The organism is Enterococcus florum (assembly GCF_004309355.1).
Classification (GTDB): Bacteria; Bacillota; Bacilli; order Lactobacillales; family Enterococcaceae; genus Enterococcus_A; species Enterococcus_A florum.
In genome coordinates this window covers 63,597-75,392 of sequence record NZ_BJCC01000031.1, presented here as the reverse complement: position 1 = coordinate 75,392, position 11,796 = coordinate 63,597, and the positions used below count along the sequence as shown (strand labels likewise).

General features: G+C 44.3%; 11 protein-coding genes. 3 read left to right on the top strand and 8 right to left on the bottom strand.

Features of this window, described 5'->3' with window-relative positions:
* Positions 1-444 precede the first annotated feature (444 nt).
* The 4 genes from NRIC_RS16005 to NRIC_RS15990 are packed head-to-tail and all read right to left on the bottom strand — an operon-like array spanning position 445 to position 3,234.
* Complete coding sequence (locus tag NRIC_RS16005; RefSeq protein WP_146623715.1) at positions 445-1,248, bottom strand: histidine phosphatase family protein; 804 nt, start codon at positions 1,246-1,248, stop codon at positions 445-447.
* 11 nt (positions 1,249-1,259) lie between these two features.
* Positions 1,260-1,601, bottom strand: a complete 342-nt coding sequence (locus NRIC_RS16000; protein WP_175580137.1) for a PTS sugar transporter subunit IIA — start codon at positions 1,599-1,601, stop codon at positions 1,260-1,262.
* 24 nt (positions 1,602-1,625) lie between these two features.
* On the bottom strand, positions 1,626-2,894 hold the full coding sequence (locus NRIC_RS15995) for a PTS sugar transporter subunit IIC (protein WP_175580135.1): 1,269 nt from the start codon (positions 2,892-2,894) through the stop codon (positions 1,626-1,628).
* A gap of 25 nt (positions 2,895-2,919) precedes the next feature.
* Positions 2,920-3,234: a PTS sugar transporter subunit IIB gene (locus NRIC_RS15990; RefSeq protein ID WP_146623713.1), complete on the bottom strand. Its 315-nt coding sequence runs from the start codon at positions 3,232-3,234 to the stop codon at positions 2,920-2,922.
* A 177-nt stretch (positions 3,235-3,411) separates the two neighbouring features.
* Between NRIC_RS15990 and NRIC_RS15985 the strand changes: the two genes are divergently transcribed.
* From NRIC_RS15985 to NRIC_RS15975, 3 genes are read left to right on the top strand one after another with little or no spacing between them, the layout of a single operon-like run.
* Positions 3,412-5,328, top strand: a complete 1,917-nt coding sequence (locus NRIC_RS15985; RefSeq protein ID WP_146623712.1) for a BglG family transcription antiterminator — start codon at positions 3,412-3,414, stop codon at positions 5,326-5,328.
* A 53-nt stretch (positions 5,329-5,381) separates the two neighbouring features.
* Complete coding sequence (locus NRIC_RS15980) at positions 5,382-6,368, top strand: ornithine cyclodeaminase family protein (protein ID WP_146623711.1); 987 nt, start codon at positions 5,382-5,384, stop codon at positions 6,366-6,368.
* Positions 6,369-6,426: 58 nt separating this feature from the next.
* Complete coding sequence (locus NRIC_RS15975; RefSeq protein ID WP_146623710.1) at positions 6,427-8,007, top strand: L-serine ammonia-lyase, iron-sulfur-dependent, subunit alpha; 1,581 nt, start codon at positions 6,427-6,429, stop codon at positions 8,005-8,007.
* Positions 8,008-8,072: 65 nt separating this feature from the next.
* On the opposite strand, the gene NRIC_RS15970 is transcribed toward NRIC_RS15975, so the two are convergent.
* The 4 genes from NRIC_RS15970 to NRIC_RS15955 are packed head-to-tail and all read right to left on the bottom strand — an operon-like array spanning position 8,073 to position 11,723.
* A complete protein-coding gene (locus tag NRIC_RS15970; protein WP_146623709.1) occupies positions 8,073-8,312 on the bottom strand; it encodes an LPXTG cell wall anchor domain-containing protein in 240 nt (79 codons plus the stop codon).
* Between the two features lie 27 nt (positions 8,313-8,339).
* Positions 8,340-8,957 carry a hypothetical protein gene (locus NRIC_RS15965; RefSeq protein ID WP_146623708.1) on the bottom strand — a complete coding sequence of 206 codons (618 nt, stop codon included), beginning with the start codon at positions 8,955-8,957 and terminating at the stop codon, positions 8,340-8,342.
* 42 nt (positions 8,958-8,999) lie between these two features.
* Positions 9,000-9,524, bottom strand: a complete 525-nt coding sequence (locus NRIC_RS15960; RefSeq protein ID WP_146623707.1) for a hypothetical protein — start codon at positions 9,522-9,524, stop codon at positions 9,000-9,002.
* A 12-nt stretch (positions 9,525-9,536) separates the two neighbouring features.
* Positions 9,537-11,723 (bottom strand): pectate lyase-like adhesive domain-containing protein, encoded by a 2,187-nt coding sequence (locus NRIC_RS15955; protein ID WP_146623706.1) that lies wholly within the window; start codon positions 11,721-11,723, stop codon positions 9,537-9,539.
* Between the last annotated feature and the right edge of the window lie 73 nt (positions 11,724-11,796).

Below are 11,796 nucleotides of genomic sequence, written 5' to 3'. Positions count from 1 at the left end.
ACGCATACCACTCTGCTAAACCTTGTTTGCTGATTGATACGTCCTTATTCTGTTAAGAGATCGATTAACCATACTAAACTGGGAAAAGCAGAGCTGGAGCTAACTCGGGAATTAGGAAACAAATTTTTCAAATTTGTTTAGATTCTCGTACGCATACCACTCTGCTAAACCTTGCTTGCTGATTGATACGTTCTTATTCTGTTAAGAGATCGATTAACCATACTAAGCTGGGAAAAGCAGAGCTGGAGCTAACTTGGGAATTAGGAAACAAATTTTTCAAATTTGTTTAGATTCTCGTACGCATACCACTCTGCTAAACCCTGTTTGCTGATTGATACGTTCTTATTCCGTTAAGAGATCGATTAACCATACTAAACTGGGAAAAGCAGAGCTGGCAAAACTGAAGGATGGTCAATAACGGACTTGCTTCAGGTTTCACAATAATTAGTCTTGATCGACGTAGCTGGTATCACCGATGCTTTCGATCGTGTATTTGCCTTCTTTATAGGTCAAAGTAGTGACGCTGCAGTTGGCGATTTTCTCTCCTTGGTATTCACCTGGGGCAATGCTTTCTAAAATGATTGGGATGATGCCGCCTGAAGAGACAATTAGTACGTTGCCGCCTTGCGCATCCACTTCCTTCATTACTTCAGGCATGACTTTCGACACTCGCTGGTGCATCTCGTCATAGGTCTCAGCTGTCTGGGTAGGATCAACTTCTGCCACTTTGTTGGCTAATTCTTCTTCCGTCAGCTGTTCCTTCAAGAAATCCCACAGCTCATCGCTGCCTTCGGGATAATCTAGGTTTAGCGCCTTTGCGACTGCAATGTTCATGTCGTCGTTGGACAGGCCTTCAAAACTGCCAAAGTTTTTTTCTCTAAAGCCAATGTTTTCCGTGATTTGTGGTACATCATTCTTATTTTGTTCCAAAATCAGTTTAGCAGTATTACGTTGACGCCCCAGATCACTAGAGTAGGCTGCGGTGAATTCAATGTCCTTCATGCCTTCTCCCACTAGCTTCGCCTGTTTTTCGCCCTCTTCTGTCAACAGACTGTCACTGTAGCCTTGGACTTGGTTTTGAGTATTAAACCAGGTCTTGCCATGCCTGACTAAGTAGATGGTCGTTTCTTTTGCTTCACCGGAGTTACTGGCAGCCGTTCCCGATTCATCGGTTTCTCCACCGCTGGCACCACAAGCGGTTAGCAAAATTGCTGCGATAGGCAACAGCCATAATAACTTCTTCTTCATCCGATGGCCTCCTATTTTTGCAGCACTAATTCGTACATGTCTACCAAGTCTCTGGTCATGTTGACTTCACTGGTGATCGTCATTAAATGATCCTGTGCATGGGTAAACAGAAGGCAGGGCTGATAGCTTTTGCCGGCTGCTTCATTTTGGATGACCGCCGTTTGCGAACGGTGAGCCAACACAATATTATCCTTTGCTTCCTTCAAGGCGCTGCGAGCCGCTTCAAAATCTTGTGCTTTGGCACATTTGATTGCTTCTTGGGCTTTCGTACGTCCATTGCCGGCATGCAGAATAATCTGCATCGCAACCGGAATCAGTTCATTTTCTTCTTCAAGTAAGTCTTTTTCTTCCATCATGTCCTTTATACTCCTATCTGTTTAGACTGCTTCAACAGGTGCTGTCATTTCCGCCCCTTGCTTTTCTTCTTTCACTTCTTCCGCTAGTACTTCTTTTTCATAGACTTTAAAGAATGGATACCAAGTGCCCAAGTATATAACAAACAGCAAGGCATACCATAAGACAGCCCGGAAATCCTGCAAAATCATTACACTGGAAATAGGTGCTGGAATTTGTGCTACCTGCATCAGCTGTTCTGGAATATTCAACAACCCACCTCGCATAGCGAACCAAATAACACAACAGCCGGTAATGGAATTGATCCACATTGGCAGCATCAATATCGGGTTCATAACCACTGGTGTACTAAAGACAATCGGTTCATTAATGTTGAAAATCGAAGGTCCAATACAGATCCGCCCCAATGTTTTCAGCTTTTTGGCTTTGGAGAAGCACATTAACAGATTCAAGGTTAAGGTTGCACCTGTTCCACCCATCATAATCAAGCCTAGGCTGTAAACTGTTTCGTTTGTCACAATGTTCATGGCAGGATCACCATTTTGTACCGCTAGTGCGTTAGCAGCAATCCCGGCAATAAAGATCGGATTTTGAATCGCTGACCATAACCAGGTAGAAATCCCCATTGAATAGAAGAAAGCCGGGATTAACACTAGTAAAATTAGACCAGGCAGTGATTGACCAAAGTTTTGAATTGGTTCAAACAGGTTCAGAATCACTTGGAAAATGTCGATGTTCAAGCCGAAAATCAAAGTAGACCATAGCGCCAAGCTTAAGAAAATCGGAATGATGTTGTTGATCCACTCAATGACAAAGTCCGGCATTTCGCTGTTTTTAAATAATTTCAGTTTGCTGTAATAATGGAAGATGATACTAACTACTGCACCGGTAATAACGCCGATTAAAATCCCGGTCGGACCTACCCGACCCATGTCATACACGCCTTCTTCAGCTCCTACTGGATGCAGGGTCATCATTAAGGCACAGACGGCTACGATTCCAGCTGTAATGGAATAATTGGCGTGCTTGAATTTTTCCATGTATTGATTGGCAACCATGAAGGCAGCAATCAAGCCAATCATCCCAAAGGAATAATTTGAGATATTTCCTAAATCCGGCAGCTGCGGAATGTAGGAACGAAATACGTTGTAAAAGAAGACAATTGATCCCGTCATAATAAATGGGATGAGTTTTTGCATGGCGCTTGAAAGCCCTGCGACTGCTGGCTTCTGCGTCAGGTTCTTAGCTTTTGGTGCGAAGGAATTCGCTAGCCAGTCCATAAATTTTTTCATTTTTACTTACCCCTTTGTCATCGATTTATGCGTTTAATTTTTCCAAGGCAAAATTCAGTAATCCTTCACCATCCAACATGCCGTAGATATCTTGCGGAATCACATCCACGACCACATTATGAGGAGCTGCCTGCTGAGCCATTTCATCTTTGAAGGAAGCATAATGTGGTCCTAAAAGTAAAATGTCGATTGAATCAAGGTAAGACGCTACTTCACTTTCACTTCTAGCATCGATAGTACCGGAAATCCCGCGCTTTTTCGCCGCCTTCCGTGTTTTTTGAGCCAAGAATCCGCTGGACATTCCAGCACCGCAGCATAAAAGAATATTAACCGTTTCCATTTTAAAAACCTCCGCTTTGTATTTTTTTAGCATCTAGATGTTTTTTACACTCTTATTATCTCGATTTGCAGCGTCCGCCTCAACCACACTGTTGCACCCTCCCCGTGCAAGTTGCTGTTTTATATCGCTTTCATAAACGCTATAATAGAAATATGAAATGAAAAGAAGGGGTTCCTTATGAAAGAAAAACAAGCGCAGATGCTGCATTTTTTACTGGAACAAACGCAAGCGGTTCCTTCTCGGGTGCTGGCAGAAACCTTGGACGTTTCGATACGAACGGTCAAAAACTACATCTCTCAATTGAACCAGCTGAGCGGCGAACCGGTGATCCTCTCTTCGAATCAGGGGTACAAGATCAATCGTGAGGCAGCCCGACAGCTGATCGTCTCAGAGCAGCCGCAAGAGGAACTACCGCAAAACTTTAAAGAACGGGCTTTTTATATCATCAAAAAGAGTTTGATTGAACATCAGCAGCTGAACCTTTTTGACTTGTCTGAGGAGTTATTCGTCAGCTATTCCACCCTCAAAGCAGACATTACAAAAATGAACAAAGCCTTTGAAAAATACCACGTCAAATTCCTGCTCAAACAAGATACTCTCCAAATCGAGGGGGAGGAAAAAGAAAAACGGCGCCTGATCTCCTATGTCATTTTCGAGGAAGTACCGCAACAATTTCTAGATAAGGACATTTTAGAAAAAAACTTTCAGACTGAGGATATTCAAAAACTAACTCAGATCATTCAGTCGCTGATGAAGGAATCCAATTACCAGCTCAATGATTTCTCCTTCATCAATCTAATGATCCATTTGCTGATCCTGTTAGAATCGGTACGCAATAATAAATCGCTGATCACTAGAAACTGGTTCAGCTCTTGGCTGACCGAAGACAAAGCCAAGCTGGTCACTAAAATGATTCAACGGATCGAAGAGACCTTTGACTTGTCTTTAAACCGCTTGGAAAAAGAAGAGATCCACATGATCTTTCAAGCAAATGCTAATTATATCCCTTCAAATAACCTAAAAGAACTGGAGCAGATCGTAGGTGCTGACTTGATGGCACCGATCAGTCAGGCTTTGGAGGACGTCAGGAGAACGTTTGGTATCAACTTAACAAATGAAAGCTTTGTCGTGCCTTTTTCGCTGCATGTCAGCGGCCTGTTCAACCGAGCCAAGCAAGCCTCCTTTCTGAAAAATCCGATGCTGGATTCTCTAAAAAAGGATTACCCGATCGTGCATGACATCGCTGTATTTTTGGCTTTGCGTCTCGGCGATCTATTGGAGATCACGATCAATGAGGACGAATGTGCCTATATCGCACTGCACATCGGCTCAGAGCTGGAGAAGCAAAAAAAGAATTTTTCAAAAATTCGAACGGTTTTATTGTGTCCCAAATATATGAATTTAGACGAGAAGCTGTATGACCAGCTGAATCAGCACTTTGGCAATGAACTGCGGATACAGTCGGTCATATCGGAAGCCGCAGAGTTGAAGGGCCAAGAGTTGGAGCTTTTGATCACTACCCTGCCGGTTCCTGCTGCCAATGAATACACCGTCATCAACGTCTCTCCTATTTTTACGGAAAAACAACGGCTGATGCTGATTAACGAGCTAGATACCATCCGGCTGGACCGCAAAAGAGAGATCTTAAAAGCCAACTTTGATGACTTCTTTGATGAACTCTTTTTTCGGACCGAAACAGACGCTGTCGGACAACAGGAGATCTTGGAAAAAATGTGCTCCCAGTTGTCTACGCACGGCATTGTTGGACCAGAGTTTTATCCGCATGTACTGGAACGAGAGACGGCTTCATCAACGGCCTTTGAATCCATCGCGATTCCGCATTCTGTTTATATGGAAGCGCAAAAAACGATCATCAGTGTGACGGTATCCGAACGCGGAATCAGCTGGGGAGATCGCAAAGTTCATGTGGTTTTGCTGGCAGCGATCAATGATGTTGATCGTCGCAGATTTACCGATATTTATGAGGGCTTGATCTCTCTGTTCGATTCGCCGCAAAGCTATCAGGAGATTCGCAATGTACACAGCTTTGAAGATTTTCGTAGATTTATCTATTCGCGGATCAAGCATCATTAACAGGAGTTAAAAAATGAGCGATGCTTGTTCCACAAAATACAAGGAGGAAGATTATGTTACTGTTATCTCGCGAAGACATCAAACAAGTATTTACCATGAAGGAGGCGATCGAAGCCGACAAGACAGCATTCAAGCTGTTTACCGCGGGCAAGACAGATGTTCCGCTGCGCACGCAGATCGTTTCTGAAAAACAAAACGGCACCTTTTTATTTATGCCAGCCTATGCGCCGGATTTGGATACTGCTTCTCTAAAGATCATCAATATTTTTCCTGACAATATCGATAAGGGAATGCCATCTGCGCCTGCCCAGGTCTTGTTAATTGATGGTGAAACAGGAGTGGTCACTGCCGTTTTGGAAGGGGCAACAGTCACACAATTCCGTACCGGTGCGGCTTCAGGCGTTGCCTTTGATGTTTTGGCAAGAAGAGATGCGAAGCAAGGTGCTTTGATCGGTACTGGCGGACAAGCAGCGACGCAACTAGAGGCGATGCTTTGTGCCCGCGAGTTGGAAGAAGTGAAGGTGTACGACATGAATTTCGAACGGACCAAAGCATTTACTAAGCAAATGAATCAGGAATTGTCCGCTTATGGTGCGACAATCACCGCTGCAGCTTCTTCTGACGAAGCAATTATTGATGCAGACATGATTATCACGGTTACCCCGGCAACCTCTCCTGTGTTTGATGGAAACAAAGTAAAAGCCGGAGCTACGGTCAGCTGTGTAGGCTCTTATCAACCTCATATGCAGGAAATGGACCCGGTAATCTTACAAAGAGCAGCCAAACTGTACTTTGATTCAGAAGATGCCGTATTGTCTGAAGCTGGAGATATTTTGATTCCGCTTGGGGATGGAACGATCACAAAAGATGACTTTACCGGCGACATTGGCGAAGTATTATTGGGTACCCTGACCGGACGCGAAAACGACGACGAGATCATCGTCTTTAAAACAGTGGGGATCGGGGCACAAGATCTAGTCACTGCAAAACAAATCTATGACAAAGCAGTTGCCAAAAAAATCGGGACGACTTGGTCCTAATCAAATTCGACAGGTTCACTAACGCAGCATCAGCGAAGGCAAAAAGGAGTGCGATCAAATGAAAGAACATGCAAGTATCTTTAACGATGTTTTAGGACCCGTGATGGTTGGCCCCTCAAGTTCACATACTGCCGCCTCTGTACGAATTGGAAAAGCCTTGAGACAAATGGTGCAGGGAAACATCACCTATTTCCGGGCAGATTTTGATCCAGAAGGCTCCCTGGCTGCCAGCTATATCGGCCAATGTTCAGACGTTGGACTGATCGGCGGCTTACTGGATATGGCGCCGACAGATGAAAATCTGCTGAACGCGATCACGATTGCAAAAGAAAACGGCATGGCGATTGAATTTCGGATCGTTCCTTATGAAAACTCGCATCCCAATACGTATAAAATGACCATCAAAACCGATCAAAATGAAACCTTGGAAGCGACTGCACTTTCTGTTGGCGGCGGCATGATCGAATTTGTTCAGATCGATGAGGCCGCAGTGTCCATCGCCGGCGGATTTTATGAAACATTGCTGTTTGGTCAAGGGATGAAGCACACAGAAAAAGACTTGGATACATTATTGGCGCAGCATGTCCAAACCTATTGTTCCTTCACCCTTCAGCAAACCGGCACTTGTATCGTTCTAGCTATCAAGTCGCAGAAACAACTGATAGACTCGGAACTCCAATGGCTGCACCAGCAAATGACAGTTGAAAAGGTAATCGCTTTTGATCCGGTCTTGCCGGTCCTGTCCCAGAAAACACCGACCTTGCCCTTTTATACAGCAGCAGAGATGGTGGAACAAGCCAACAAGGAAAAGCTCGATTTGGCAGATATGGCTTTGCGCTATGAAAGTATTCGCGGGAGTATCTCTGAAGAAGAGGTCTACCAAAAGGCAGAGGAGATCCTTGATATCATGGTCGGAGGCATTGAGATCGGCTTGGCAGGAACCAGCTTTGAGGATCGGATTTTAGGGCAGCAGTCCCACAAGATTTTAGAGAATCAAGCAAGGTTGATCGGCGGCGAGTTAAATGCCTCGATCATTCGGTACATTTCTGCGATGATGGAAGTGAAAAGCTCAATGAACGTCTTTGTAGCAGCACCTACCGCTGGCTCCTGCGGCGCATTGCCAGGTACGTTGATCGCTGTTGCCCATCACTATAAAAAGGAAAAATCAGAGCTAGTTCGAGCTTTGCTGGCCGGTGGGATGATCGGCGTATTCATTGCCGAATATGCGACCTTCGCAGCCGAAGTAGCCGGCTGTCAAGCGGAATGCGGCGCTGGCTCTGGAATGACTGCTGGTGCCTTGACTCAGCTGATGGGAGGTTCTATTGAAGAAGCAGTCAATGCCGCATCGATGGGCTTGCAAAATATTTTTGGGATGGTCTGCGACCCGATCGCCATGCGGGTGGAGGTTCCTTGTTTAGGAAAAAATGTGATGTGCGGACTCAATGCATTAGGGGCCGCCAATATGGCGTTAGCTGGATATGATGTAGTGATTCCTTTAGACGAAACGATCGACAGCTTCAATCGAGTAGGCCGTATGATTGCCCCTGAATTACGCTGTACCGGCCTAGGTGGTTTGGCTCAAACAAAAACCGGTTTAAAAATTGCCGCTCAAATGGGCTGTAATTTGGGCTGTTGTTAGGTTGCGATACTCTTCAAAAAAGACGTTGACACTGAAACGAATCAAATCAGTGTCAACGCCTTTTCTTATTCTTCTAAACTTTTCCTTTTCAATGCGAACAACAAAACCAATAGAAGCAACAGCCAGCCCAGCAAAGCGATCGTTCGTTGCTCCATTGCTCCTGTCTGAGGATAGACCTTTTGCGGCTGCACCGTGTATTGTACACGGGGTTGACCCTCATCTGCGACATGCTGAAACTGCTCGGATACTTCTAGATGGTCATCTGAAATACCAAGGATGCCCTCCACGTCGATCGAATTTTCCATCGAATCACCTCTTAGTGAAAAGAACGCCTAGTTCCAAGACACAGCGTCAAATTTCAAGTTCAATGTGTAGGTTAATTCTAATTGTTCCTCTACGGTAGCTGTACCCGTATAAGTGAATGTTGCTGCACTTTCGCCAGCAGCTCCATCAACAGTCAAATGATTTTCATTATTTGCCAAGGTAATCAATTCACTGTTTAGATTTTCTGCCAATTGTCCACCAGCAATCAATGAGGTAGTTGCCGTCGTAACATTGTTCCCAGAGACTGCCAAGTTCAAATCAAAATCCTCAGGCAATACAGAATTATCTTCACCGGCTTCAAACCCATTTGCAGTAACGGTCACCGGTCGACCTGAATGATTGACGATGTTGTAGGTTGGAGCTTTGATAGCTGGATCATCCGCTGTATTGTAGAAAATCGTTTTGGTTGGAACGGTAACATTGATCCAGTTCACGTCTTCTTCCGGGATGGTTGCATCAGGGTCTTTGTTGTCTGCTCCTAATGTTCCGTTGACTTCGATCTCTGCTGAGCCTTGACCGTTTACATTATTTTGTCTTTCAGGTGCCGTTCCATCCTGCGCGAATGCCAAAGGTGCCGCTCCTAATACAAGTGTCGCCAGTAACATAGTTGATACGATTTTTTTCATGGTGATTCCTCCTAATTGTTTTTCATTATTTTAGTTAAAAAATTAATCCACAGAAATAGTGACGCCGGCTGATACCTCTCCTTGCTTCTGTTTAGTTTGCGGATCATACAAGCTGAAAAGTGCGGTCGTCTTGTGTGTGCCTTCGTTCAGAGGCTTCTCTAATTGTATCTCGCTCACCTCCTCGCCCGGCTGAATCGCTCCTGAAGTATACAAAATCTCTCCGGTCTGATCATCAAAAATTTCTACGTTGATCGGATAACCGTTGGTTTCAGGATTTTTTATATGAAGCATCCCTTTTTGAGTCGCTGCGTCGATCGCAGACTCGGATGCAATCATCAAATTGAACTGGCTTTTGTCGACAGTTTGTTGTGCCAAGGTGGCGATTTCCTGGTCGGACATTTTTTGTGCGTCCTTTCCTTCAGGTAAAAAATCCCCACTTACGACTGACATGTTTTGCGCTTTGGGTGCTAAAAAGAAGCGATACGCACCATATCCGCCTGCCAGCAATAATAACAGCAGCAACAGCAGCAGGCCTCTTTTTCTTTTCTTGTCTTGTGTCTCTTCCATGGTCATCCTCCTTTATTGATCTTCTTGTATGGATCGATACGTAAACTTGAATAAATAGCTGACATCTTTTGGACCGATCAATGGGCCGGAGTATTCTCCTTCGATATAGAGCTGAGGTTGGCTTCCTGGTGTCCAGTATGGATCAATCTGCATTTTCTGCCCTTCCTCTACTTCCCCTTCTATCAATGGTCCCCAAGTAATTTTTTGGTTCGTAAGCGTATTTTCAGCGACCAATTGCATCTTGTATTCTTGATCCCTCAGGGTAAATTGCTTCACTAAAGCGATCTCTGAGGAACTGCTGGAATTTGTGATAACTTCATTCAGGCTGAGTGCGATAGGAACATTCCCTAAGTTGCGAACGGAATACGTTTCCAGGTTTTGATCTTTACCAAACACACCCGGAATCGGACTGGCAAATCGTAAATGATCTGTGGAAAAGGTCATGTTGACATAAGCAGGTACCTCAATGACTTTTTCCACCCACAGGCTCTCAAGACGATACCCGGGCAAGCCTGAAGTAGAGGCCTTTGCATAGAGATAATAGGTTTTTCCTCCAACTAATGGCGAAAAAGTATGTTGGGTCGCTTCAGCCGGATAGCGTGCTCCGTCCTCTGTTGGCTGGAGGGCAAATTCCTGAATCCCCGCTTCATTTTCCGTACTCTGCTCAATACTTTCTTGTGCCTCCGCCGAATAGATGTCCTCTACTGAATAAAGCGTTCGATCGCTCAGCTTATAGTTGACCTCTAGTTGCTTCAGTGAAGGCAATGTCCACTGTGTAATCTGTGTATTGATCTCGCTTTGGGCATCTCCCGTTTGTGCAGATCCCCAAAAATCATCTACAGAAACATTTCTCGTGTATAGAAGAGATTGTCCATTTTCGATATCCGAATTGCTCACTTCGAGACTTTGACCGGATGTAACGTTATTGGTCAACGTCTTTTGCACTGCATCTGCTTGGTTCAAAAGGTATTCGATGGAATAGTCTTTGCCATCATCATCTATCCGATGAAATGTTGGATTGATCGAATTAATAATGGAAGTCGGATTCTGTCCTGCATCAAATAAAATATAATAAGGAGAGTTCGCATAGACAATCGGATTTCGACCATCCAAGCCTCTTCCTTTTTCTGTGGTAAAACGCCCAATTGAATCCTGGGCAAAATTCATCGTAAAGTCTCCTGCACGAACAAGTGTCATGTACGTCGCTGAATTGATGGAAGTTGTAATTCCATTGACAGTGAATTTTCCACCTCTCGCAACATTGAGCTCCAATTTGTTATAAGACAAATAGCGTTTTGAAAAAGTAATGTCCACCTCAGCATTTTCTTCCACAAAAATCCGTTGATCATTGGTCCAAAAAATAGCAGAGCCCGTCGAAGTGTCATTATGGATCGAGGTTTGGCTATTCGCAGCGAAATAGACATCTTCAAAGCCTTCGTTAAATTCTCCCCCCGTGGCCCCCTCAGAGTAAAATCGGTTGGTTCCAGTCAGGGTCAATTTATTGCCCGCACCTTTGTTTGCATAAAATGGCTGGCCGCCATCCCTGATCGTGTACTGGATATTTTCAACTGTAAAATCAATATTGCTGTTCGTTGCTTGTAAAATTCCATAATACGAGCTGTCTGGGTACTGTTCGTTGCCATACGTAATATTTTTGAACGTAATTGTCAGATTATTTGCTCCTGTTCGAAAATGCACCGATGCAGGGCGAGTGCCGTCGTATAAGATGGCATGATGGTTTCCTTCAAGCACCGTATTTTTATCAATCTCAAATTGTGTATCATCATCTGTATAAACGATGTCATTGATCAATTGAATATAGTGCGTCGTTTGCCCCTCCATAAAATCGGCTTTAAGGGCCTCTTTTAACTCTGCTGCATTTTGAACCCGAAAAGGATTGCTGCTGGTTCCCTCTCCCGCAGCTTGGACTTCCAAGGATTGCTCCTGAATAGATCGTTCAGCGCTTTCGCTGGTGGGTTGCTGTTTAGTAGAATCGGAAGAGCTCTCTGCTGGCCAATCATTTTTTTCTTCGTAAGAGAAATCTTTGATTGCATCTCCAGATTTACTGCTGGATTCCTCGGTTCGAGTGGTCAAATGTTCCTCATTTTCCGAGGAATGGGTCACCTGTGCAAAGACGGATGGATGCGATGTATGAGTTATCAGTAATCCCAGAACAATCAATTTTATCCACCGTTTCATTTCTTCACCGTCCTTCGTTTCTATCATTTAATTCTTTTAATTCCTTTATTTTTTATAAGAATGATTATTAACT